19 protein-coding genes are annotated in these 23,302 nt (G+C 71.8%); 9 read left to right on the top strand and 10 right to left on the bottom strand.

What is annotated here, in order from left to right; genetic code table 11:
• The first annotated feature begins 76 nt into the window (after positions 1 to 76).
• The 7 genes from ACH4S9_RS27780 to ACH4S9_RS27750 all read left to right on the top strand — a co-directional run bounded on the left by ACH4S9_RS27780 (position 77) and on the right by ACH4S9_RS27750 (position 7,838).
• Positions 77 to 1,258 (top strand): ROK family transcriptional regulator, encoded by a 1,182-nt coding sequence (locus tag ACH4S9_RS27780; protein ID WP_358846713.1) that lies wholly within the window; start codon positions 77 to 79, stop codon positions 1,256 to 1,258.
• 106 nt (positions 1,259 to 1,364) lie between these two features.
• Positions 1,365 to 2,921 carry a sugar ABC transporter ATP-binding protein gene (locus ACH4S9_RS27775; protein ID WP_398374293.1) on the top strand — a complete coding sequence of 519 codons (1,557 nt, stop codon included), beginning with the start codon at positions 1,365 to 1,367 and terminating at the stop codon, positions 2,919 to 2,921.
• Positions 2,918 to 3,937 carry an ABC transporter permease gene (locus ACH4S9_RS27770; protein WP_398374291.1) on the top strand — a complete coding sequence of 340 codons (1,020 nt, stop codon included), beginning with the start codon at positions 2,918 to 2,920 and terminating at the stop codon, positions 3,935 to 3,937. The genes ACH4S9_RS27775 and ACH4S9_RS27770 overlap by 4 nt, the downstream gene beginning before the upstream one ends.
• 17 nt (positions 3,938 to 3,954) lie before the next feature.
• Positions 3,955 to 5,004 (top strand): substrate-binding domain-containing protein, encoded by a 1,050-nt coding sequence (locus ACH4S9_RS27765; protein WP_311722180.1) that lies wholly within the window; start codon positions 3,955 to 3,957, stop codon positions 5,002 to 5,004.
• Between the two features lie 83 nt (positions 5,005 to 5,087).
• Positions 5,088 to 6,290: a Gfo/Idh/MocA family oxidoreductase gene (locus ACH4S9_RS27760; protein WP_361182174.1), complete on the top strand. Its 1,203-nt coding sequence runs from the start codon at positions 5,088 to 5,090 to the stop codon at positions 6,288 to 6,290.
• A gap of 12 nt (positions 6,291 to 6,302) precedes the next feature.
• Complete coding sequence (locus ACH4S9_RS27755) at positions 6,303 to 7,301, top strand: sugar phosphate isomerase/epimerase family protein (RefSeq protein ID WP_311722178.1); 999 nt, start codon at positions 6,303 to 6,305, stop codon at positions 7,299 to 7,301.
• A gap of 129 nt (positions 7,302 to 7,430) precedes the next feature.
• A complete protein-coding gene (locus ACH4S9_RS27750) occupies positions 7,431 to 7,838 on the top strand; it encodes a RidA family protein (RefSeq protein WP_311722177.1) in 408 nt (135 codons plus the stop codon).
• Between the two features lie 17 nt (positions 7,839 to 7,855).
• On the opposite strand, the gene ACH4S9_RS27745 is transcribed toward ACH4S9_RS27750, so the two are convergent.
• Positions 7,856 to 8,236, bottom strand: a complete 381-nt coding sequence (locus ACH4S9_RS27745) for a helix-turn-helix domain-containing protein (RefSeq protein ID WP_311722176.1) — start codon at positions 8,234 to 8,236, stop codon at positions 7,856 to 7,858.
• Between the two features lie 212 nt (positions 8,237 to 8,448).
• Between ACH4S9_RS27745 and ACH4S9_RS27740 the strand changes: the two genes are divergently transcribed.
• A complete protein-coding gene (locus ACH4S9_RS27740; RefSeq protein ID WP_398374287.1) occupies positions 8,449 to 10,494 on the top strand; it encodes an alpha-glucuronidase in 2,046 nt (681 codons plus the stop codon).
• On the opposite strand, the gene ACH4S9_RS27735 is transcribed toward ACH4S9_RS27740, so the two are convergent.
• The 9 genes from ACH4S9_RS27735 to ACH4S9_RS27695 form a co-directional block, all read right to left on the bottom strand.
• A complete protein-coding gene (locus tag ACH4S9_RS27735) occupies positions 10,491 to 11,522 on the bottom strand; it encodes a bile acid:sodium symporter family protein (RefSeq protein ID WP_398374286.1) in 1,032 nt (343 codons plus the stop codon). The two genes, ACH4S9_RS27740 and ACH4S9_RS27735, sit on opposite strands and share 4 nt — an antisense overlap.
• Before the next feature lies 1 nt (position 11,523).
• On the bottom strand, positions 11,524 to 11,955 hold the full coding sequence (locus ACH4S9_RS27730) for a hypothetical protein (protein WP_398374284.1): 432 nt from the start codon (positions 11,953 to 11,955) through the stop codon (positions 11,524 to 11,526).
• Between the two features lie 16 nt (positions 11,956 to 11,971).
• Positions 11,972 to 12,835 (bottom strand): isocitrate lyase/PEP mutase family protein, encoded by an 864-nt coding sequence (locus tag ACH4S9_RS27725; RefSeq protein ID WP_311722172.1) that lies wholly within the window; start codon positions 12,833 to 12,835, stop codon positions 11,972 to 11,974.
• Between the two features lie 375 nt (positions 12,836 to 13,210).
• Positions 13,211 to 16,924 carry a CHAT domain-containing protein gene (locus ACH4S9_RS27720; protein WP_398374281.1) on the bottom strand — a complete coding sequence of 1,238 codons (3,714 nt, stop codon included), beginning with the start codon at positions 16,922 to 16,924 and terminating at the stop codon, positions 13,211 to 13,213.
• Positions 16,925 to 17,038: 114 nt separating this feature from the next.
• Positions 17,039 to 17,791 (bottom strand): amino acid ABC transporter ATP-binding protein, encoded by a 753-nt coding sequence (locus ACH4S9_RS27715; RefSeq protein WP_311722353.1) that lies wholly within the window; start codon positions 17,789 to 17,791, stop codon positions 17,039 to 17,041.
• Between the two features lie 44 nt (positions 17,792 to 17,835).
• Positions 17,836 to 18,849 carry an amino acid ABC transporter permease gene (locus tag ACH4S9_RS27710; RefSeq protein WP_385337792.1) on the bottom strand — a complete coding sequence of 338 codons (1,014 nt, stop codon included), beginning with the start codon at positions 18,847 to 18,849 and terminating at the stop codon, positions 17,836 to 17,838.
• Positions 18,850 to 18,888: 39 nt separating this feature from the next.
• Entirely contained in the window at positions 18,889 to 19,824 is a 936-nt protein-coding gene (locus ACH4S9_RS27705; protein ID WP_311722169.1) for an ABC transporter substrate-binding protein, read from the bottom strand.
• Between the two features lies 1 nt (position 19,825).
• The gene (locus tag ACH4S9_RS27700) at positions 19,826 to 20,644 is read right to left on the bottom strand and encodes a nitrilase-related carbon-nitrogen hydrolase (protein ID WP_398374278.1); all 819 of its coding nucleotides are present in this window, start codon (positions 20,642 to 20,644) and stop codon (positions 19,826 to 19,828) included.
• Positions 20,645 to 20,705: 61 nt separating this feature from the next.
• Positions 20,706 to 21,680 carry a hypothetical protein gene (locus tag ACH4S9_RS27695; protein ID WP_361182185.1) on the bottom strand — a complete coding sequence of 325 codons (975 nt, stop codon included), beginning with the start codon at positions 21,678 to 21,680 and terminating at the stop codon, positions 20,706 to 20,708.
• A 187-nt stretch (positions 21,681 to 21,867) separates the two neighbouring features.
• Between ACH4S9_RS27695 and ACH4S9_RS27690 the strand changes: the two genes are divergently transcribed.
• Positions 21,868 to 23,277, top strand: a complete 1,410-nt coding sequence (locus ACH4S9_RS27690; protein ID WP_311722166.1) for an aminotransferase class I/II-fold pyridoxal phosphate-dependent enzyme — start codon at positions 21,868 to 21,870, stop codon at positions 23,275 to 23,277.
• The last annotated feature ends 25 nt before the right edge of the window (positions 23,278 to 23,302 follow it).

The following is a 23,302-nucleotide window of genomic DNA, read 5'->3' as shown; positions in this document are numbered from 1 at the left end:
AGGGAGCGCGGCAGGCCCACGGTGGCCGGAGCCGACGGACATGGCCGGCAGAGGCGGTGAGGGGCACGTGAGACATATGACGGCTCGACCGGCCAACGCCCATCAGTCCCAGCTGCTCCGACTGCTGCGCGACGGCGGCCCCAGCTCCCGCGCCCAACTGAGCGAACAGGTGCGCCTCTCGCGGTCCAAGCTGGCGGTCGAGGTGGACCGGCTGCTGGAGGCGGGTCTGGTCGTGGCCGACGGGCTGGCCGCCTCCCGGGGCGGCCGCCGCTCCCACAGCCTCCGGCTCTCCCCCGAACTCCGCTTTCTCGGCGTGGACATCGGCGCCACCTCGGTCGACGTCGCCGTCACCAACGGCGAACTGGAAGTCCTGGGCCACATCACCCAGCCCATGGACGTGCGCGAGGGCCCGGTCGCCGTCTTCGAGAAAGCCCTGTCCATGGCGGCCGAGTTGCGGGCCTCCGGGCTCGCCGAGGGCTTCCACGGCGCCGGGATCGGCATCCCCGGACCGGTCCGCTTCCCCGAGGGCGTCCCCGTCGCCCCGCCGATCATGCCGGGCTGGGACGGCTTCCCGGTCAGGGAAGTGCTCAGCCAGGAACTCGGCTGCCCGGTCATGGTCGACAACGATGTGAACCTGATGGCGATCGGGGAGCAGCACGCGGGCGTCGCCCGTTCCGCGGGCGACTTCCTCTGCGTCAAGATCGGCACCGGTATCGGCTGCGGCATCGTCGTCGACGGCAGGGTCCACCGGGGCACGACCGGCAGCGCGGGCGACATCGGCCATATCCAGGCCGTGCCCGACGGCCGCCCGTGCGCCTGTGGCAACCACGGCTGTCTGGAGGCCCACTTCAGCGGTGCGGCCCTCGCCCGCGACGCCACCGAGGCCGCCCGGCAGGGCCGCTCGGCCGACCTCGCGGCCCGGCTGGCCGCGAGCGGCGCCCTCAGCGCCGCCGATGTCGCCGCCGCGGCCACGGCGGGCGACACCATCGCGCTCGACCTGATCCGTGAGGGCGGCACCCACACCGGCCAGGTCCTCGCCACGCTGGTGTCCTTTTTCAACCCCGGCCTGGTGGTGGTCGGCGGCGGGGTCGCGGGCCTCGGCCACACCCTGCTCGCCGCGATCCGCGCCCAGGTCTACCGCCAGTCACTGCCGCTGGCCACCGGCAACCTCCCCATCGTCCTCGGGGAACTGGGGCCCGCCGCAGGCGTCATCGGCGGGGCCCGGCTCATCAGCGACCACTTGTTACTGCCCGCGTAACCCCACGACCCGTCCCACCGCACACCCGTACGGCGCACCAGCACAGCGCCCTGCTCCGCCCTGCCCTGCGTGAAAACGGCCCGCACGCCCGCCGAGGGGAACCCACATGGCACCAACGCCACTGCTCAGCATGTCCGGCATCACCAAGTCGTTCCCCGGAGTCCGGGCCCTGGACGGCGTGGACCTCGAGGTCCAGGCCGGCGAGGTGCACTGTCTGCTCGGCCAGAACGGCGCCGGGAAGTCCACGCTCATCAAGACCCTGGCCGGCGCCCACCAGCCGGACGGGGGCACCATCCGCTGGCAGGGCGAAACCGTCACCCTGCGTTCGCCGATCGCCGCCATGCGCCTGGGCATCGCCACCATCTACCAGGAACTCGACCTGGTGGAGCACCTGTCGGTGGCGGAGAACGTCCATCTCGGCCATGAACCCACCGCCGCCGGCTTCATCGTCCGCGCGAGGACCGCCAGGGCGTCGACCGCCCAGCTGCTGAGGCGCCTCGGACACCCGGAGATCGATCCGGCCCGGCCGGTGGCCGAACTGTCGGCGGCCCAGCGGCAGATCGTGTCGATGGCGCGGGCCCTCTCGCACGACGTACGGCTCATCGTCATGGACGAGCCGTCCGCCGCCCTCGACCCGGACGAGGTGAACAACCTCTTCCGCATCGTCGACGGCCTGACCGCCGACGGCGTCGCCGTCGTCTACATCTCGCACCGTCTGGAGGAGATCCGGCGGATCGGCGACCGTGTGACCGTTCTGAAGGACGGGCGCTCGGTGGCCGGCGGGCTGCCTGCGAAGTCCACGCCGACCCACGAGGTCGTGGCGCTGATGACGGGCCGGAAGGTGGAGCAGGTGTTCCCGGACCGCCCGGAGTCCGGGCCCGACGGCGCACCGGTCCTGGAGGTCCGCGGGCTGGCCCGGGCCGGCGAGTTCGCGCCGCTCGACCTCTCGGTGCGCCCCGGAGAGATCGTCGGCCTGGCCGGCCTCGTCGGCTCCGGCCGCTCCGAGATCCTGGAGACCATCTACGGCGCCCGCAGACCCAGCGCCGGTCAGGTGCTCGTGGACGGCCGCAGGCTGCGGCCCGGCAGTGTCCGCGCCGCCGTACGGGCCGGGCTCGGCCTCGCCCCCGAGGAGCGCAAGGCGCAGGCCCTGCTGATGCTGGAGTCCGTCACCAGCAATGTGTCCGTCTCCACCCTCTCCCGCTTCTCGCGCGGCGGCTGGGTCGACCGGGGCGCCGAGCGCGAGGCCGCCCACGCGGCCACCCGGGAGCTGTCGCTGCGGCCCGACAACCCCTCCGTACCGGTCCGCACGCTCTCCGGCGGCAACCAGCAGAAGGCCGTCCTGGCCCGCTGGCTGCTGCGCGGCTGCCGCGTGCTGTTGCTCGACGAACCCACCCGGGGCGTCGACGTCGGTGCCCGCGCCGAGCTGTACGCGGTGATCCGCCGCCTCGCCGAGGAGGGCCTGGCGGTGCTCCTGGTCTCCAGCGAGGTGCCCGAGGTGCTGGGACTCGCCGACCGTGTCCTGGTGCTGCGCGAGGGCCGCGTCGTGCACACCGCGCCCGCCCGCGAACTCGACGAACACCGCGTCCTCGACCTCGTCATGGAAGGAAGCCCGGGGGCCGGAGAAGGCAGCCCCGAGGCCACTGAAGGGAGCCTCGCGTCATGACGCAGTCCATATCCCCGCCCCGGGACGACACCGGCAAGGCGGCCCCCGGCGCCACGCCCCCCGCCTGGCGCGCCCTCGTGCCCCGTGCCGATGTCCGTATCCTCTCGCTGCTCGGTGTCCTGGCCGCCCTCGTCGTCATCGGCGGCATCACCAAGCCCGACCAGTTCCTCGACACCCGCAACCTCCAGCTGGTGCTCACCCAGGCGTCCGTCATCGGCGTCGTCACCGTCGGCATGACCTTCGTCATCACCTCCGGGGGCATCGACCTGTCGGTCGGCGCGATCGTGGCGCTCGCCTCGGTGTGGGCGACCACGGTCGCCACCCAGGAGTACGGGTTCGCCGGCGTCCTCTTCACCGCGGTGATCGTCGGCGTGGGGTGCGGCCTGATCAACGGCCTGCTCGTCGCGTACGGCGGGATGGTGCCGTTCATCGCGACCCTGGCCATGCTGGCCTCCGCGCGCGGCCTCGCCCTCCAGATCACCGACGGGCAGACCCAGATCGTCACCATCGACTCCATCCTGGAGCTCGGCAACCGCGACTCCTATGTGCTCGGCATCCCGCCGCTCGTGCTGGTCTTCGCCGTCGTCACGGTCATCGGCTGGCTGGTGCTCAACCGGACCACCTTCGGCCGGCGCACGGTCGCGGTGGGCGGCAACGCGGAGGCGGCCAGGCTCGCGGGCATCGACGTCCGGCGCCAGCGGCTCTACCTCTATCTGCTGTCGGGCCTGTGCTGCGGTATCGCCGCCTTCCTGCTGATCGTGCTGTCCGGCTCCGGCCAGAACACCAACGGCAACCTGTACGAACTCGACGCCATCGCCGCCGCGATCATCGGCGGCACCCTGCTCACCGGCGGCCGGTCCACCATCACCGGCTCGGTCCTCGGCGTCCTGATCTTCACCACCATCACCAACATCTTCGCCCTCAACAACCTCCAGAGCGACGTCCAGCAGATCGCCAAGGGCGCGATCATCGTCGCCGCCGTGCTGGTCCAGCGCCGCACCACGAGCACCACCTGAGGAAAGGGTTCACCGACATGCCAGAGCAGAGGTCTTTCACGAGCCGCAGAGGGTTGCTCTTCGGGACGGCCGCCGTCTCCGCCGGGGCCCTTCTCACCGCCTGCACCAGCAACGAGAGCAACGAGGCCGCGGCCGCCGAGAACAACCGGCCCGCCGCCGACGACAAGCCCGGCAAGCACGTCACCATCGGCTTCGCCGGACCCCAGGCCGACCACGGCTGGCTCAACGCCATCAACCAGAACGCCAAGAGCCGGGCCAAGAACTTCTCCGACGTCACCCTGGAGACCACCGAGGGCTCCAACGACACCGCGCAGCAGATCGGCCAGATCGAGACCCTCATCAACAAGAAGGTCGACGTCCTGGTCATCCTGCCCGCCGACGGCAAGGCACTCACCCAGGTCGGCCTGCGCGCGATGCGGGCCGGTATCCCGGTGGTCAACCTGGACCGGATCTTCAACTCCTCGCAGGCGTACCGCTGCTGGATCGGCGGCGACAACTACGGCATGGGCCTCAACGCGGGCACGTACATCGGCGAGAAGCTCAAGGGCAAGAAGAACGCCAAGGTCGTGGAGTTGGCCGGGCTCGACAACCTGGAGCTGACCCGGCAGCGCACCAAGGGCTTCGACGACGCGCTGAAGAACTACCCCAACATCGAGAAGGTCGCCCGGCAGGCCGCCGACTTCACCGTCGAGTCCGGACAGGCCAAGATGGCCCAGCTCCTCCAGGCCCAGTCGAAGATCGACGCGGTGTGGAACCACGACGACGACCAGGGCGTGGGCGCGCTGCGCGCCATCGAACAGGCCGGCCGCGACGAGTTCCTGATGGTGGGCGGCGCGGGCGCGCTCTCCGCGCTCCAGGCCATCAAGCAGGACAAGGGGGTGCTCAAGGCCACCGTCCTGTACCCGCCGTCCATGGCCGCGTCCGCCATCGACCTGGCCCGTGCGCTCGGCCAGAGCAAGGGCATCGGCGGGCTCTCCCAGTACGAGATCCCGGCCTCGCTCACCGTCTACTCGGCCGTCGTCGACAAGGACAACGTCGACCAGTACATGTCCACCGGCTTCAAGTGACGGTTCCCGCCCCGCCGGTTTCCGCCCCGGCCCCCACGGCGCCCGCCACGGCGTCGCCCGACGAGGAGGAGAAGGACCCCCGCATGGCACAGCCGCAGCAGGATGACGCAACGACACCCGGGAAACCGCCACTGCGCGTCGGCATGGTCGGCTACTCCTTCATGGGCGCCGCCCACTCCCAGGGCTGGAACACCGTGGGCCGCGTCTTCGACCTGCCCCGCCGCCCGGTCCTCGCCGCCCTCTGCGGCCGGGACGAGGCCGCCGTACGGGCCGCCGCCGACCGACACGGCTGGGCCTCGGTCGAGACCGACTGGCGGGCCCTGGTCGCCCGGGACGACATCGACCTCGTCGACATCTGCACCCCCGGGAACAGCCACGCCGAGATCGCCCTCGCCGCCCTCGCCGCCGGCAAGCACGTGCTGTGCGAGAAGCCGCTCGCCAACACGGTCGGCGAGGCCGAGGCCATGGCGGAGGCGGCCGAGGCGGCGCACGGGCGCGGCCAGGTGGCCATGGTCGGCTTCAACTACCGCCGGGTGCCCGCCATCGCCCTGGCCCGGCGGATGGTCGCCGAGGGGCGGCTGGGCGCCCTTCGGCACCTCCGGGTGACCTACCTCCAGGACTGGCTGGTCGACCCCGGGTTTCCGCTCACCTGGCGGCTGCGCAAGGACATGGCGGGGTCCGGGGCACTCGGCGACCTGGGCGCCCACATCGTCGATGTCGCGCAGTACCTCGCGGGCGCACCGCTCGTCGGGGTCTCCGGGCTCACCGAGACGTTCGTACGCGAGCGGCCGCTGCCCGGCGCCGCGGCGGACGGCCCGGCGGCGGGCCCCGGCGGCCTCGGCACCGTCACCGTGGACGACGCCGCCCTGTTCACCGGCCGCTTCGCCGCCGGCACCGTCGCCTCCTTCGAGGCGTCCCGCTTCGCCACCGGCCGCAAGAACGCCCTGCGCTTCGAGCTCAACGGCGAACACGGCTCGCTGGCCTTCGACCTGGAGCGGCTCAACGAACTCGCCTACCACGACCACACCGAACCGGCCGCCCACGCCGGTTTCCGCCGCATCCTCGTCACCGAACCCGACCACCCCTACCTCGACGCCTGGTGGCCCCCCGGCCACGGCCTCGGTTACGAGCACACCTTCGTCCACCAGGCCCGCGATCTGATCCACGCCGTCGCCGAGGGCCGCCGCCCCGAGCCGTCCTTCGCCGACGGGCTCCAGGTCCAGCGCGTCCTCGCGGCGGTCGAGGAGAGCGCCGGGAAGAACTCCGTCTACACCCCCGTCAGCTGAGAGGCCCCGAGCATGCCGCATCGCTTCACCCTCTTCACCGGCCAGTGGGCCGACCTGCCCCTCGAAGAGGTCTGCCGCCGCGCCGCCGACTTCGGCTACGACGGCCTCGAACTCGCCTGCTGGGGCGACCACTTCGAGGTCGACAAGGCGCTCGCCGACCCCTCGTACCTCGAGTCGCGCCACCGGCTCCTCGACAAGTACGGCCTCACGTGCTGGGCGATCTCCAACCACCTGGTCGGCCAGGCCGTCTGCGACGCCATCATCGACGAGCGCCACCAGGCCATCCTGCCGTCCCGCGTCTGGGGCGACGGCGAACCCGAGGGCGTGCGGCAGCGCGCCGCCGCCGAGATCAAGGACACGGCACGCGCGGCGGCGGCCTTCGGCGTCGACACCGTCGTGGGCTTCACCGGCTCCGCCATCTGGCATCTGGTGGCCATGTTCCCGCCCGTCCCGGAAGCCATGATCGAGCGCGGCTACGAGGACTTCGCCGCCCGCTGGAACCCGATCCTCGACGTCTTCGACTCCGAGGGGGTGCGCTTCGCCCACGAGGTCCACCCGAGCGAGATCGCCTACGACTACTGGACCACCCACCGCGCCCTGGAGGCCATCGACCACCGCCCCGCCTTCGGCCTCAACTTCGACCCGTCGCACTTCGTGTGGCAGGACATCGACCCGGTCGGCTTCCTGTGGGACTTCCGCGACCGGATCTACCACGTCGACTGCAAGGAGGCCCGCAAGCGGCTCGACGGCCGGAGCGGCCGCCTCGGCTCGCACCTGCCGTGGGGCGACCCGCGCCGCGGCTGGGACTTCGTCTCCGCAGGTCACGGCCATGTCCCCTGGGAGGACGTGTTCCGGATGCTGCGCTCCATCAATTACGCCGGTCCGGTCTCGGTCGAGTGGGAGGACGCCGGGATGGACCGGCTCCAGGGCGCCCCCGAGGCGCTGGCCCGCCTGAAGGCGTACGACTACGAGCCGCCGGCGGCCTCCTTCGACGCGGCCTTCGGAAACTGACGTCCGGCTGAACTGCTGGGTCACCGAAAGGTTCCCCAGTCACTGAAAAGTGCGTTCTTCCATGTCAGCGACCACTCTCTTATGGTTCCCGAGTAACCACAAGAGAGCGATACAAGGAGAACGCGCACCATGGCCATCACGCTGGTGAACCCCGCCGGACTGCCGGAGATCGACGTGTACCGGCAGGTGTCGATCGCGACCGGGTCGAAGCTCGTCCACATCGCCGGCCAGGTGGCCTGGGACGCCGATGGGGTCACCGTCGGCGAGGGCGACCTCGCCGCCCAGGTCGAACAGTGCTACCTCAACATCGGTACGGCCCTGGCCGGGGTCGGCGGGTCCTTCGACGACGTGGCGAAGCTGAACGTCCACGTCGTCGACTGGACCCCCGACAAGATGCCCCTGCTCCTGGAGGGGATCGCCCGCGCGGCCGCGAAGCTGGGGGTCACCCCGGCCCCGCCGGCCACCCTGCTGGGCGTCGCGGCGCTGGACGTACCCGAGCATCTGGTCGAGATCGAGGCCACCGCGGTCCTCGACTGAACCGGCGCTCCCGCGCGTCAGCCGTCGAAGCGGCGGCGGGATTCATCGATATGACCGATGTACTGGTGGGTCCAGGCGCACATGCCGTCGATCGTCCCCCGCAGGGCCTGGCCCGCCTCGGTCAGGGTGTACTCGACCCGCGGCGGCACGGTGGGGTGCACGGTCCGCTCCACCAGGCCGTTGCGCTCCAGCATGCGCAGGTTCTGGGTGAGCATCTTGTGGCTGATGCCCTCGACGGCGTTGCGCAGCTCGCTGAAGCGCAGGGTGCGTTCACCGAGGAACTCGATGATCAGCAGCGCCCACTTGTTGGCGACGTCCGAGAAGATCTCCCGCGCCAAGGAGTCCGCTCGCGCCAGGTCCGCATCCTCGGGCGAGCCGCTGTACCGCTTGCCCCCCATGGGGTTCCCCCCTTTCATCGAGAAGTACGTTCTCCCATGTCAGCGGCCACTCTCCTACAGTTGCCGAGTAACCACAAGAGAGTGAAGGCGAAGTCCCCGGATCGGCCCCTCCCGGCCCCGGCCGGCACACGGCATACTTGGGCCGCCCGCCCGCGCCCAGGCGGTCAGGCGCGCTCGATACGCACTGGGATACGCACTGACCAGGGGTTTCCGTGACAGCATCCGCATCCGTACCCGTATCCGTGCCCGCGCTGCCCGACGGCGTGGACCCGGCCTGGCTGCCGCCCGAGGCGTTCCGTGCGCTCGGTTCCCGGCGCACGCTGATCTCGGGCACGGGCCCGCTGGTGGACACGGTGCACGGAGAAGTGGCGGACGCCTGCGCACGGTTCGGCGGTGAGGTCGTCACGGCCGCGCGGGCGCAGGGCGCGCCGTGCGACCTCGAACTCGAACTCGAGGAGGACGGCGACCCGGACGGGCTCGGGGACGAGGGGTTCGCGCTGGTCCGGGCGGACGGCGTCACACGGGTGACGGCCGCCCGTCAGGCCGGGCTGCTGTACGGGCTGTTCCACCTGGTGCGGCTCGGCGAGGCGGCCTTCCGGGGCGAGCTGGCGCGCGAGACGCACCGTCCGGCGCTGGCCCTGCGGATGCTGAACCACTGGGACAACGTGGCGGTGCACCCGGTGATGGGCCAGGTGGAGCGGGGGTACTCGGGCGGCTCCCTGTTCTGGCGGGACGGCCTGGCCCGGGGCTCGCGCGACGAGTTGGAGCGGGTGCGCTGTTACGGCAGGCTCCTCGCCGCGTCCGGCATCAACGCGATCACCGTGAACAACGTGAATGTGCACGAAGCGGAAGCGCATCTGCTGACCGATCGCGTCGGCGAGGTGGCCGCGATCGCGGACGCGCTGCGCCCGTACGGGATCCGGACGCATCTGTGCGTCTCCTTCGCCTCGCCCGTCGTGCTCGGCGGCCTCCCCACCGCCGATCCGCTGGACGAAGCGGTGGCCGGCTGGTGGGCGGAGACGACCCGCCAGGTGTACGCGGCGATCCCCGACTTCGGCGGGTATGTGGTCAAGGCCGACTCCGAGGGACAGCCCGGCCCGTTCACCTACGGCCGCAGCCACGCGGACGGCGCCAACATGCTGGCCGCGGCGCTCGCCCCGTACGGCGCCACGGTGCACTGGCGGGCGTTTGTCTACAACCACCAGCAGGACTGGCGGGACCGGTCGGTGGACCGGGCATGCGCCGCCTACGACCACTTCGCCCCGCAGGACGGCGAGTTCGCGCCGAACGCGGTGCTCCAGGTGAAGCACGGGCCGATGGACTTCCAGACACGCGAGCCCGTCTCCCCCGTGATCGGCGCGATGCCCAACACCCGGCTGGCGGTGGAGATACAGGCCACCCAGGAGTACACGGGACAGCAGCGGCACGCGTGCTGGCTCGGGCCGATGTGGAGCGACGCGCTTCGGTTCCGGCCCGAGGGGGACGAGGGGCCCGGCGTCGGGGACCTGGCGCGCGGCGGCGGCCTGGTGGCGGTCTCCAACGCCGGTGACGACCCGTTCTGGACCGGGCATCCGCTGGCGCAGGCGAATCTCTACGCGGTCGGCCGCCTGGCCTGGCAGCCCGACGCGGACCCGCGCGCCGTCCTGCGGGAGTGGATCGAGCTGTCCTTCACCCCCGACCGGACCGCCGATCCGGCGCGGCTGCGCGATGGGCTGTGGGCGGTGCTGGACGGCTCCTGGCGCACGTACGAGAAGTACACGGCGCCGCTCGGCGTCGGCTTCATGGTGCAGCCCGGGCACCACTACGGGCCGAGCGTGGACGGCTACGAGTACAGCCCGTGGGGGACGTACCACTTCGCCGACCGGGACGGCGTCGGCGTCGACCGCAGCCGGGCGACCGGCACCGGGTTCGCGGGGCAGTACGCCAAGCCGTGGGCGGAGTTGTACGAGTCGCCCTCGACCTGCCCGGACGAACTGCTGCTGTTCTTCCACCACGTGCCGTACGGGCATGTGCTGCACAGCGGCGAGACGGTGATCCAGCACATCTACGACACGCACTTCGAGGGCGTGCAGGAGGCGGAGGAGGCCGGCCGGGTGTGGGCCGGGCTCGCGGACCTGATGAACCCGGCGCGCCACGCCCGGGCGGCGGAGCGGTACGAGGAGCAGCTCCGCAGCGCCCGCGAGTGGCGCGACCACATCAACACCTACTTCTTCCGGAAGTCCGGCATCCCGGACGCCCGGGGCCGCCGCATCTACTAGACCTGTACGGGGGCGCCGGGCGGGCCGGGGACGGCTGAGGGCTCCGGCGCCCGGCGGGACCACCGGCCCGCGATGACCGCGCACACCATCAACTGGAGCTGGTGGAAGAGCATCAGCGGCAGGATCACCGGCCCGGCCGCGTCGCCGAACAGCACCGCGGCCATGGGGAGCCCGGTGGCCAGCGACTTGTTGGAGCCGCAGAAGACGATGGTGACGCGGTCCTCCCGACGGAAGCCGAGCCGCCGTGCGGTGTACGAGGTCGCGGCGAGGGCCAGCGCCAGCACCACCGCGGCCACGCCCACCAGCGCGCCCAGCCGCGCCGGGGTGACCTGGTTCCACACGCCTTCCGTCATCCCCCGGCTGAACGCCGTGTAGACGACGAGCAGGATGGAGCCCCGGTCCAGAAGGGCGAGCACCCGCTTGTGGCGGCCGATGAAGGGCGCGGTCCAGCGGCGCAGCACCTGTCCGGCGAGGAAGGGGAGCAGCAGCTGGGTGGCGATGGCCAGCAGGCCGTGGGCGGAGAAGCGGACGTCGGAGCCGATCAGCCAGGCCGCGAGCAGCGGGGTGGCGATCATGCCGAGCAGACTGGAGTACGTCCCGGCGCAGATGGCGGCCGGGACATTGCCCCGGGCGGTGGAGGTGAGGGCGACCGAGGACTGGACGGTGGAGGGCACGACACAGAGGAAGAGCAGACCGGTGTAGAGCCGGTCGCTGAGAAGGGCGGGGGCAAGAGCCCCCGCGGCCAGCCCCAGCAGTGGAAAGAGCACGAAGGTGCTCGCGCCCACCACCAGGTGGAGCCGCCACTGCCGCAGTCCGTTCAGCGCCTCGCGGGAGGAGAGCCGCGAGCCGTAGAGGAAGAACAGCAGCCCGATGGCGAGGTCCGCGGCATCGCCGACGGCCGTGGCCGCCGCGCCGCTCGCGGGCAGCAGCGCCGCCAGCGCGACCGTCCCGAGGAGGGCGGCGACATAGGGGTCCACCGCCCTCCCGAGCCGGCCCGGCCACGACTGCGGCCAAGCCTTGCGCTTCATGTCAATCCCCGCTTTCGCCCTGCCACGGCGGGTGGCCGATCTCCGGCACCGGGTCCGGACCGGTGATGTCGCCGGTCCGGACCTCGACGGCACCTCCGCCCCCGTCGTGGTCGCTGCCCGCAGTGCCGTGGCTCATCAGCAGCGTGTTGAGGGTGCGGTCGACCTCCAGCCAGGAGTCGGCGGAGGAGTTGTCGATGACCACCAGGCCGTTGTGCGGCCCGGAGACCGGGGCCGGCGCTTCCGGCTCGTCGTCGCCCTGGGATGCGCGCACGGGCGGGGTCGTCGTCGTCGTCGCGCGGACCGTATGACCCCCGGACAGGACGACCGCGGTGGTCGCGAGGACGAGCCCGGCCGCGGACGGACGGGTCGGGCGGATGTGCTGTGCGGACTTCCGGCGCCGGCCGGTGCCAGGCCGGAAAATCGTGGAGGGCATAGAGGCGGCTCCCGCGTCAGACCGTGACCGGACGGCGATTTCCGTGGTGCCTGCTGATGTTTTTCTCCAGCAATTCCGTGGAGCCCTTGACCCCGACAGCGCCGGTTTCCACGGTGTCGGGCAGCCGCCCGTCCGCCCTTTTCAGTTCCCTCAGCGCACCGTCGATCGCGCCATGGGCGGCGAAGAGACAGGGGGTGCTGTAAATCGCGACGTCCACACCCATTTCGGTGAGCTCGGGCAGGGAGAGCCGGGGCGATTTCCCGCCCGCGATCTGGTTGAACAGCAGGGGTTTGTCGCCGATGACCGCGCGCACCTTGCGGATCCACTCCACGCTCCGCACCCCGTCGACCAGCACCACATCCACGTCGGTCTCCGCCAGCGCGGCCGCCCGCCGCAGGATCTCGGACTCCTCGGTGGCGTCGGTGCGTGCCACCACCACCAGGTCCTTCCTGCTGTTCAGCACCATGTGGAGCTTCTGGAGGTACTCCTCGAGCGGCAGGATCAGCTTGCCGTCCGCGTGGCCGCAGCGGCGCGGCCGCTTCTGGTCCTCGAGGATCACCCCGGAGGCCCCGGTGCGCTCCAGCCGCTGCACCACATGGCAGGCGACCTCGGGGTCCACATAGCCGTCGTCGATGTCCACGAGCAGATGGTGTTCGGGGAAGGCCAGCCGCAGCCGCTCCACGAAGGCCACCATGTCGGGCCAGGCGATGAAGCCGATATCGGGAAGTCCGTAATGCGAGGCGGCGAAGCCGAAACCGGAGACGAAGAAGCCGTTGTAGTGCCGGGCGGCGATCGACGCCGAGTACATGTCGTAGATACCGATGAGGGGTGTGGTGCGAGGCGAGTGGATTTCCTCGCGCAGGGCATTTCCGCAGAGCATGATATCCCCTTGAGTTCGGAACCTCTCGCTGCTGCGCAAGGATTGCGCAACAGCATGCCCAGGTTTACAGGAGGCCAAGAAACAGTAAAGCAACACGCCGGGCATTGCCCGAAGATGCCCGGATCGGCTCGCGCCCCGGTCGAACCGCCCTTGAGCCCAGAAGGCCCGGATCGAGGCAGGCAACGACGCGTCTGACATGCCGAGTCCGCTGGTCGGGCCCGTGGTACACAGGCTCCGAATCCTTAATAGGACTTTCCCTCAAAGGTGCCGTTCGAGCGCATCGATACGTTCGGGAGCGAGTCCTGGACTTGGTAAAGGCAGGGTCGGCCCGAGGACTTTTGGAACGGGAAACGCGGGCCGCAGGCGCGCCCGGGCTCAACGGGCCGACGGGTTGCCCTGGTGGGTGAAGGCGGCCCAGAGCTGGATCCGGTCGAGATCGGTGCGGGCGGCTTCGCCGCGGAGGTCGCCATGGAGGGTGGGCGGGGGCTCGCGGTCCGGGTTGAGCATCCACATCTGGGCGGCCCGCAGCGCGTCCGCCGGGGCGAGGCCGTGCGTGGTGACGAAGTCATGGAAGACGGCCATCATCACAGCCGTCGACGCATCGCGGACGGCCCAGCGCGAGCCGATGACGTCGGCCGCGCCGCGGGCGATCAGGGCGGTGGACAGGGTCAGGGCCTCGTCGTGGTTGCGGGTGCTCAGGTCCGTCTCGCAGGCGCTGAGCACCACCAACGGGCCCGCGGCGTCCGGCTGTCCGGTGGCGGTGCCGTCCAGGATGCGGGCCACGGTCAGGCGTCCGGCGTCATGGGGGCCGTCCGGCGGGGTGGCGAGCCAGAGCGCCGAGCGCGTGGGATGCGGTCCGACCAGGGCATGGCAGGAGATGTGCAGCACGGCGGCCGGGGACCCGCCGCCGGGCAGGACGGCGAGGATGTCCTCCGGGGTGCCCGGCGCGTCGCTGACGCCGGGCGTGGGGAACTCGCCGTAGCGAAGGCCGTCCGGGTAGCAGGCCGCGCGCAGCGCCTCGGTCTCGATCCCGGCCCACAGGAGGGAGAGTTCGGGGTCGGCGACCAGGACCTGCCCGGCGTCGGTGGGCAGCCGGTCCCGGGCCGCGGCCCGCAGGAACTCGGCACCGGAGGGGGCGTAGCTGAGCACCGCTTCCTCGCAGGCGTACCGGTACCGGTGCCCGTCGCGCCCGTACGGGGTGCGGGCCGCGTGCCAGGCGACCGCGCCGAGCGCCCCGCAGGGCACCAGCACGATCCGCGGCGGCCGGCTGAGTGGCCCTACGGCCGCCAGGACGGGGCCCATCGCGGCGGGCCAGGCCCAGTCGCACAACTCGTGCAGCGCCGCTTGCCAATGCCGGTCCGACACCGCCTGCCCGCTCGCGTCGGCCGTGGCGTCGGCGGCGGCCCGGGAGCGTTGGGCGGTGGCATCGAGATAGCGTTCCAGGGGCGGGCTGCCGGGGGTCAGCAGCGGCAGCTTCAGGACGGCGGGCGGCACGTCACCGGCGTCAGGGCGGAGGATCAGCGCGAAGCCGAGCTGGCCAGGGTGGAGCCCGAGGATGAGATAGACGAGCGCATCGGTGCCGGCGGCGGTGAGGCCGGCCTTCAGCCCTGCCAGGTCCGGGGGGCCGAGCAGGCTCCGGACGCCCGCGTCGCTGCCCGCGCCCAGCGCGTCAAGTGCCCTGCGGCGCAGGGTGCCGGGGATCTGCCGCTCCGTGGGCCCGCCCAGGAGCGGGGCGTCGGTACCGGGCGGGAGCTTGTGCGCTGCGACTTCGGCGCGCCACTGGCGGGCCAGGTCGGGGTGGCCGCGGGCTTCGAGGAGTTCGGGAATGCCGCGAGACGCCGCGGCGGCGCGCAGCACCAGGGCCCGGCCCATCTCCAGCGCGTCCACCGCATCGGCGGGGCGAAAGCATACGGTGTTCCAGAAGGCCAGCCACAGTGCCTGCGCCGACCCGGTGCGGGCCACGGCCAGGCCGTGTTCGGAGCCGAGTTGGAGGAGGACGTCCGCGGCCAGCCTGGCCAGCGCCTCCCCTCGGGTCGCCAGGCTGGCGTTCACGTCGTCGTTCGCGGTCGGACCGTGACGGTCGCGGCGCAGCCAGTAGGCCTCGGACAGTTGGGCCAGCGCGTCGGCGGTGTGCGGCAGGCCGTGCCCTTGGGCCATCAGCTCGCGGACCCGGGCCAGCTCGGTGATGCACTGGTCGAGCAGGCCCGGGTCATCGAGGTGGCGGGCAGTGTGCAGCAGGGCCCGGCCGAGGTGGGATCGCAGCCGGACTTCCTGGTGGGGGGTGGGCTGCGGTCCCTCGAGGATCCGATGGACCTCCGCGACGGCCTGGGCGGCGGCGCCCCGGCCGGGATCGATCATGACCAGTTGGATCATCGCCGAGGCCCGTACGGCCGGGAAGTACGGTGCGAGCAAGGCGGCGATCTGCCGCTGGTCGGTCTCCGCCACGTCCCGGAGGTACCGGGCCGCGGCGCGGAGTTCGACCGGGTTCGGGTTGCGGGCGGACTGTTCCTGATGGGCATCGGCCAGGATGACGGCGATGGCGAAGCGGTTCTCCTGGTCGGGCGGCAGGGTGGCGTACAGGTCGGTCAGCTCCTCGATGAGGCGCGGCAGCACGGTGGGGTCGTCGCTGCGGCGGGCCAGGGCCAGCTCTTGGTAGGACGCGAAGATCACCGCGTTGACCATGCTCGTGGAGGGCGGTCCGCCGTCGTTACGGTAGGCGGCGCGCAAATCCCTGGCCATCGTCAAGGCGGCGTCGGCGGCCTGGAAGCTGCCCCCGAGCGTCGCCGCCGCATCGAGGCGCCCGGCCAGGGCGCTGGCCATGGCCTGCCGGGCGGACGTGGCCTTCTCGCCTTCCCGGGACAGCCCGTCGATCATCTCCCGGAGCCGCGCGGCACCCCGCTCCAGGTGTGCAAGATCGCCGGTCTGCTGCACCCGTACCGCATCGATCAGACTGGTCAGCCACTGTTCCAAAGTGACCTGGCCCGAACCACCGAGACGGCCGACGAGCCCGGGGTCGGGCTCCGACACGGCCTCATCCACCTCGTCGAAGTCCATCGTGCCGGGCACCAGGAAGTTGGCCTGGACCAGCAGAGCGGCGTGCAGCTTGGCCATGCGGCCCCGTTCGGGGGCGTCCGCCGGCAACTCCCGCATGGCGCGCCGGGCGACGTCCGCGCAGCGGCGGGTGTCCTCGGCCAGCGCCTGGGGGTCGTCCTCTCCCGACCTGAGCCCGATCAGCAGCTCGCTCAGCGGTGCGAAGACCGGTTGGTCCAGGCCCAGAGCCGCCACTTCCTCATCGGCCTTCTCGGCGGAGACCCTGAGCTCGTACACCGCGTGGCACAGCCACACCAGGAGACCCGTGAACCGTGGGAGGTCCTCGGAGGCCCAGGCGAGTACGCCCTGGACGGCGTCGGCCAACGCGTCTTCGCCGAGGGAGTCCGTGCCCGCCGGCTCCGTCGTGTTCTCCTCGAGCGAGCCGGAGAGGGCGGACATTGTCAGCCTGATCTCCGACACGACAAACCCGAGCAGTCGGTGCAGCTGCGGATCTTCCGGGACCTGGGCGAGGCGCCTGACAACCCCCGCGGCCTCCGCTACGTCGTCCGGCACGGATCCGGTCAGCGGCTGCGGGCCCGTGCCGCGAAGCGGCGGCTCCTGGCGTGGGCCTTGACGCAAGGCTCGCATGGCTCGCGCGTAGTGTTCCGGGACGAGCAGCCAGAGCAGCGCTCTGCGGGCGTGCACCGCGAGCGGGTCGGTGAGCGGCCTGGTGCGGTCGGCCCAGCGCAGGTGGTGCAGGGCGAACTGCCGCGCGCGCCCGGCCGCGTCGTGCCGTTGGTCCGGTCCGCCGCTGTCGAGCCAGACGCACATCAGGATGCCGAGCGAAGGGACGACGCCGTCCCGGAGCGGATCGTCCGCGGGCAACAGCTTTTCGACGGCGGCGAGATGCTGCATGGTCTGCCACAGCGCGGCGGTCCGCCCCGGGTCGTTCGCCGGCCGGCGCAGCACCTCGTTGGCCTGGCGGGTGGCGATGTCGGCCCAGGCGCGCAGCACCGGCCCGCGGTCCCCGCTGTCGTTGTGGTGCCGCTTGTCGTCCACCCCGCGCTCTCCCCCGTATCCGACGGCCGCCGGGGCCCGGCCGACCACGGCCCGGGCCCGGCCGCTGCCAGGTCACTTACCCTGGCGAGCGGCCGCGGCAACGTACCGTCCGGCTCACAGGAAACGGCTGAGGAACGCCCGGGTGCGCGGATTGGCCGGGTTGTCCAGGACCTCCTCGGGGCTGCCGCTCTCGACGATCCGGCCGCCGTCCATGAAGACCACGCGGTCGGCGACCTCCCGGGCGAAGCCGATCTCGTGGGTGACCACCAGCATGGTGAGGCCACCGCGCGCCAGGTCCCGCATGGTGGCGAGGACCTCGCCGACCAGCTCCGGGTCGAGGGCGCTGGTCGGCTCGTCGAAGAGCATCAGCTTCGGCCGCATGGCCAGGGCGCGGGCGATGGCCACCCGCTGCTGCTGCCCGCCGGACAGCTGGCGCGGGTAGGCGTCCGCCTTCTCGGCGAGCCCCACCTGCGTCAGCAGCCGCAGCGCCGTCTCCCGCGCCTCGGCCTTGGGCATGCCCAGGACACCCACCGGGGCCTCCATGACATTGCCGAGGACGGTCTGGTGCGGGAAGAGGTTGAAGTGCTGGAACACCATCCCGATGTCACGCCGCTGCCGGGTCGCCTCGCGGGGCCGCAGATGGTGGACGCGGGAGCCGGCCCGGCGGAACCCGATCAGCTCGCCCTCGACGTGGACGGAGCCGGAGTCGATCGGCTCCAGGTTGTTGACGCACCTCAGGAAGGTCGACTTGCCCGAACCGGACGGGCCGAGCAGCACCACGACCTCGCCCGGGTGGACCTCCAGGTCGATGCCCTTGAGCACCTCCACATGTCCGAACCGCTTGTGCACCTGGTGCGCCCGTACCATCGGCCAGGTGGTCTCCGGGTCCGTCGCCTTGGTCGTCATCGTCGTCATGAGGAGGTCTCCGTTACGGGGGCCGTCTGTGCCGTCCGTGCCATGCGGCGGCGGAAGAGCGCGAAGTCCCAGAAGCTCTGCGGGGCGTTGCGGCTGCTGCCGCGGGCGTAGTAGCGCTCGATGAACGACTGCCCGACGTAGAGCACGGACGTCATGACCAGGTACCAGAGGCAGGCCACGATGAGCAGCGGGATCGTCTCGAAGGTGCGGTTGTAGATCGACTGCGCGGTGTAGAGCAGATCGGCGAGGGCGATCACGCTGACCAGCGAGGTCGCCTTGAGCATGTTGATGACCTGGCTGCCGGTGGGCGGCACGATGAAGCGCATCGCCTGCGGCAGCACGATCCGGCGCAGGATGCGGGCCCGGCCCATGCCGAGCGCGGAGGCGGCCTCGGTCTGGCCGTGGTCGACGCCGAGCAGACCGCCGCGCACGATTTCGGCCATGTACGCCGCCTCGTTGAGGCCGAGGCCGAGGATGGCCGCGAGCCAGGGGCTGATCAGGGTGTTGGTCTCCGTGCTGATGAACTCGGGGCCGAACGGGATGCCGAAGGAGATCCGGGGCAGCAGGGCGGAGAGGTTGTACCAGAAGATCAGCTGCACCAGGACCGGGATGCCGCGGAAGAACCAGACGTAGGCGCCGCAGACCGTGCTGAGCACCCGGTTCTCCGACATGCGGCCCACCGCGACGAAGACGCCGCCGACGATGCCGATCGCCATGGCCACCACCGTGAGTTCGATGGTGGTGACGATGCCCTGGCCGAAGACCTGCGCGCCGAAGTACTCGCCGACCGTGCCCCACTCGAAGTTGGGGTTGGTGATCAGGAAGTGCCCGAGCTGGGCGGCGAGGACCGCCAGGACCGCCACGGACAGCCAGCGGAGCGGATGCCGTACGGGTACGGCGTCGGCCACGTCCACGGGCTGGTCGGGGGCGTGCGGGTGGATCGCCCGCTCCTTGACGGCGACATCCGCCGGGGTGTGGTCCCGGGATTCCGGGGAGGGTGTGGTGGCCATGGCGGCTCACCTCCTTTCGTGAGTCTTCCGGAGCCGGGCCTAGGACTTGGCGAGGTTGACGCCGGCCTTCTTCAGCTCGTTGTCCTTGAGCCCCCACTTCGCCATGACCTGGTCGTAGGTGCCGTTGTCGATCAGCTTCTGGATGGCCTTGAGCAGGACGTCGCGCAGCGGTCCGTCCTTGGGGACGACGGCGCCCTGGTAGAGGTCGTCGAACCCGTTGGACTGCCCGGTGCCCGCCAGTTCCAGCTCTCCCTTGGACTGCTGCACGAAGTACGTCAGCGGGGCCTGCGAGGAGAAGAAGGCGTCGGCGCGGCCGGACTTCACGGCGAGGATGGAGGACGGCTGGTCCTTGTACGACTGGACCTGGACGGCGGCCTTGCCCTTCTTGGTGCACGCCTCGGACTGCTTCTTGATGACGCCCTCGGCGGAGCCGCCGGCCATGACCGCGACCTTCCGGCCGCAGGCGGTGTCGAGGGAGGTGATGCCCTTCGGGTTGCCCTTGGGCACGGCGAAGACGACGAACTCCTGGACCCAGTCCACGAAGTCGTTGGCGCCCTGCCGCTCCTTGAAGTCGCCGATCGGGCCGATGGCGAAGTCGTAGCGGCCGGCCTTGATGCCGGTCAGCTCGCTGGGCAGCCCGTCCGCCGTCACATGCTCGATGGTGACGCCGAGGACCTTGCCGAGCGCGGCCGAGAGGTCCGCGGACGCCCCGGTGAGGCTGTGGCCGTCGGAGCCGGCGATCTCGTACGGCGGGAAGGACCCGTTGTTGACCGACACCAGCTTTCCGGACTTGCGCGCCTTCTCCGGCAGCTGGTCGTGCAGTTCCTTGTCCTCGGTGAGCTGGGACCCCGCCGCGGCAGCCGTCTTCTTGCTCACGGCGCCGTCGGCCTGGGGCGGGTTGGAGCCGCAGGCGGCGAGCAGGGCGGTACAGGACAGAGCAGCCGCGGCGGCGAGGGCGAGTCGTCTGGGGGACATATCAGGCTCCGAGGGGAAGGGTGCCGAGGGGACGGACGGTCGGGTCGACGGCGAACCGCCGGTTGGCGAGGACGGGCAGGGTGGAGCGGGCGGCGGCGGTGACGCCCGGGTCGGCCTCGGCCCAGGCCAGGCCCTGGCCGGTGGCGAGCCGGGCGCGCACGGTGCCGAGCGGGTCGACGATCAGGCTGTTGCCGATGTTGCGGGGGCCGGACTCGCCGCTGGCGGCGACCCAGCAGGTGTTCTCCAGGGCCCGCGCGGCGATCATCACCTCCCAGTGGCGTTCCTTGGCCGGGCCGCGCACCCAGGCGGCCGGGAGCGCCAGCACCTCGGCGCCCGCGTCGGTCAGCAGCCGGGCCAGCTCAGGGAAGCGGACGTCGTAGCAGGTCATCAGGCCCACCTTGGTGCCGGCCACCTCGACGACGACGGGGGGTTCGTCGGCGGGGCGGACGTTGGCGGACTCCTGGTCGCCGAAGGCGTCATAGAGGTGGATCTTGCGGTAGCGGGCGATCAGCTCGCCCGCGCGGAGCACCACCAGGGTGTTGAAGACCCGGCCGTCGTCGGAGGGCTCGTGGATGCCCACCACGACGGTGGTGGAGCTGTGCGCGGTGGCGGCGGCGAGTTCGGTGACGAACGGGCCGTCCAGCGGCTGGGCCACCTCGCGGATGCGGTGGCGGTCCTCGGTGAAGCGGGCCAGGACGCCCTCGGGGAGGACGAGCAGGTCCGCGCCGCCCCGGTCCGCCTCGGCGGCGAGGTCGAGGCACGCGCCCAGGTTCTCCTTCCAGTCGGGGCTCGCGGCGAACTGTCCTACGGCGATGTGCATGGGGCGGTGCTCCAAGATGTCTCGATCGGTGAAGTGGGCAGGTCCGACGGGGACGGCGGCGTCACGCGGCGGGGACGACGGCGGCCGACGGGAGCGGGAAGACGACGGCGGGGTCGATGGGCTCGGGCGCTATGCCCTGGGCGTGCAGCTCCTCGCAGAAGGCCCGGGTCATGGCGGCGTTGGGCTCGGTGCCGTACGGCATCCAGTCCTCGCCGAAGACCTCGGCCGACTCGGTGAGGGCGTGCAGCAGCCAGGGCGTGGTGTCGGCGAGCAGCCGCCGCCGCTCCAGCCAGTGCCGCTTGGACGCCTCGAGGCCCGCGAGAAGGGCGGCGGGCAGCTCCGGGTGGGCCTCGACGACCTCCCTCTTCAGCGTCACCAGGTGGATGCCGGGCACGAATCCGGTCGCCGCCCAGTAGGCGCGCTCCGCGGCCGGGTGGTCGTCGAGCAGATGCCGGAAGCGGCTGTCCGGGGTGAAGAACTCGGTCGGCATGAACGGGGTGAGGACCGCGTCCAGCCGTCCCGCGGCCAGCTCCCCCACCAGCGACTCGCCCTCGGCCATGGCCGAGACGTGCCGCGGCAGCGGACGGTCCCCCAGCCGGTCCTTGCCGACCTCCCCGGCGGCCAGCGGCCCCACCCGCCACTGGATGCCGGACAGATCCACGCCCGCGGCCCGGATCAGCGCCCGGGTCCAGGTGTTGCCGGAGTCGGGCCAGCCGGTGAGGCCGATCCGGGCGCCGGCGAGCTGCTCGAACGAGCGCAGCGGGCTGTCGGCGCGCACCAGCACGCAGCGGTGGCGGAAGCCGCGCATCACGAACGCGGGCAGGCCGACCAGCCGGTCGTCGCCCGCCGCGCGGGCCCGTACATAGCGGCTGAAGGAGGTCTCCCCGCCGTCGAGACCGGGCTCGGCGAGCACGTCGGGAGTGACGTCCCGGGCGTCGATCTCGACCTGGAAGCCCGGCACCTGCACCCGCCCGGACATCAGCGGCACCAGGTGGTCCCAGTCGCGGAGTCCCAGACGGATCGTGGGCGAAGACACAGCACGCACTCCTAGCGGTTGGTACATGACACACAAAGCTCGTTCATGGCGCACATGGCTTGTTTTCATCCATGCGATGACCGGAAGGCTATTGTTCGGAAGAGAAGGCAAACAAGATCTGCTTTGTTACTGAACATAGTTTTTCCATGTCGTAACCTGAGTGCGCACAGGCGGCGATGGAGCGCGGATGTGGGGGAATGAGCCGGTGGGCAGCGGAGACGGCAAGGTCGGGGGACCGGACGGCGCATGGCCGACCAGCAGACTCGCGGGGCACATCAAGGACGCGAGCGCCCACGGCATCGCGGCCGCCATGACCGATCTGATCCGGTCAGGTGAGCTGGCCCCCAGAAGCGCGCTGCCCACCGTGCGGGCCCTGGCCGGTGAGCTGAACGTCAGCCCCAGCACCGTGGCCGAGGCCTGGGCCGTGCTGCGCCGGCACCGGATGATCACCACCCTCGGCCGGCGCGGAAGCGTGGTCAGTGGCCCCCCGTCGGTGCCGCATCCGGTCCGCTACGAACGCGTCGGCGACTTCGGCGCCCATCTCACCCTCGATCTCGCCGTGGCGGCGCCGGACCCCGCCCTGTTGCCCCCGCCGGCCGAGGCCCTGTTGGCCGGGGCGCGCACCCCGCTGCTCAACGACTACTCCCGCACCGCCATCACGGACGGGCTCCTCGACGCCGTGCGCGACACCTGGCCGTTCGCGCCCGAGGCGTGGATGGCCATCGACGGCGGCTACGGAGGCGTACAGCTGCTGTGCCAGGCGCTGATCGTCCCCGGCGACCGGGTCATGGTGGAGGACCCGACGGCGGCCCGCCTGCTGGACATCCTCGAAGCCCTGGACGCCCAGGTCGTGCCCGTCGCCTGCGACGCCGACGGCCCGCGGCCCGACGCGCTGGCCCGCGCCCTGGACCAGCGGCCCGCCCTGTTTCTGCATCAGTCCCGGGCCCAGGCGCCCTGCGGCTGGACGCTCAGCGAGGAACGGGCCGCGGCCCTGGCCGCCCTGCTGGAGGACGCCCCGAACGTCACCGTCCTCGAGGACGACGGCATCGGCCCGCTCGCCACGCGCCCGGCCGCCAGCATCGGAACGCACCTCCCGCGGCGCACCGCCCTGGTCCGCTCGTACTCCAAGGCGTACGGGCCCGATCTGCGCCTGGGCGTGGTCGGCGGCCCGGGGGAACTGATCGAACGCGCCCGCGTCCTGCGGACCTTCGGCTCCGGCTGGACCAGCCGCATCCTCCAGGACGCGCTCGCCCACCTGCTCACCGACGCGGCCACCACCCGCCGGGTCCAGGAGGCCGCCGAGCGGTACGCGCTGCGCCGCGGCGCGCTCGCCGAACGGCTCGCCGGGCTCGGCGTGCCCACCCTCAACCGGGACGGCCTCATGCTCTGGGTGCCGGTGGCCGACGAGACCTCCGCGCTGGTCACCCTGGCTGCCCGGGGTGTCACCGTCTCACCTGGCAGCCGCTTCTGTGTCTCCTACTCCGAGCCCCATGTGCGGGTCGCCACCAGCAGGCTCTCCGAAGACCCGGCCGCCCTGGACGACACGGCGGCCCTGCTCGCCCTGGCCGCGGCGGCCACGGCCGATCACCTCCGCTGAGCCGGGCCGCCGCGGTGAGCCGACG

The sequence above is a fragment of the Streptomyces sp. NPDC021225 genome, from assembly GCF_044332865.1.
Lineage (GTDB): Bacteria > Actinomycetota > Actinomycetes > Streptomycetales > Streptomycetaceae > Streptomyces.
Note: the sequence above shows the minus strand (reverse complement) of the source record. Positions and strands in the feature narration are given on the sequence as shown.

Coding starts and splice junctions, on each gene's coding strand:
- ACH4S9_RS27780 (WP_358846713.1), top strand. CDS start 77: ATGACGGCTCGACCGGCCAACGCCCATCAGTCCCAGCTGCTCCGACTG.
- ACH4S9_RS27775 (WP_398374293.1), top strand. CDS start 1,365: ATGGCACCAACGCCACTGCTCAGCATGTCCGGCATCACCAAGTCGTTC.
- ACH4S9_RS27770 (WP_398374291.1), top strand. CDS start 2,918: ATGACGCAGTCCATATCCCCGCCCCGGGACGACACCGGCAAGGCGGCC.
- ACH4S9_RS27765 (WP_311722180.1), top strand. CDS start 3,955: ATGCCAGAGCAGAGGTCTTTCACGAGCCGCAGAGGGTTGCTCTTCGGG.
- ACH4S9_RS27760 (WP_361182174.1), top strand. CDS start 5,088: ATGGCACAGCCGCAGCAGGATGACGCAACGACACCCGGGAAACCGCCA.
- ACH4S9_RS27755 (WP_311722178.1), top strand. CDS start 6,303: ATGCCGCATCGCTTCACCCTCTTCACCGGCCAGTGGGCCGACCTGCCC.
- ACH4S9_RS27750 (WP_311722177.1), top strand. CDS start 7,431: ATGGCCATCACGCTGGTGAACCCCGCCGGACTGCCGGAGATCGACGTG.
- ACH4S9_RS27745 (WP_311722176.1), bottom strand. CDS start 8,236: ATGGGGGGCAAGCGGTACAGCGGCTCGCCCGAGGATGCGGACCTGGCG.
- ACH4S9_RS27735 (WP_398374286.1), bottom strand. CDS start 11,522: ATGAAGCGCAAGGCTTGGCCGCAGTCGTGGCCGGGCCGGCTCGGGAGG.
- ACH4S9_RS27730 (WP_398374284.1), bottom strand. CDS start 11,955: ATGCCCTCCACGATTTTCCGGCCTGGCACCGGCCGGCGCCGGAAGTCC.
- ACH4S9_RS27725 (WP_311722172.1), bottom strand. CDS start 12,835: ATGCTCTGCGGAAATGCCCTGCGCGAGGAAATCCACTCGCCTCGCACC.
- ACH4S9_RS27715 (WP_311722353.1), bottom strand. CDS start 17,791: ATGGTACGGGCGCACCAGGTGCACAAGCGGTTCGGACATGTGGAGGTG.
- ACH4S9_RS27710 (WP_385337792.1), bottom strand. CDS start 18,849: ATGGCCACCACACCCTCCCCGGAATCCCGGGACCACACCCCGGCGGAT.
- ACH4S9_RS27705 (WP_311722169.1), bottom strand. CDS start 19,824: ATGTCCCCCAGACGACTCGCCCTCGCCGCCGCGGCTGCTCTGTCCTGT.
- ACH4S9_RS27700 (WP_398374278.1), bottom strand. CDS start 20,644: ATGCACATCGCCGTAGGACAGTTCGCCGCGAGCCCCGACTGGAAGGAG.
- ACH4S9_RS27690 (WP_311722166.1), top strand. CDS start 21,868: ATGTGGGGGAATGAGCCGGTGGGCAGCGGAGACGGCAAGGTCGGGGGA.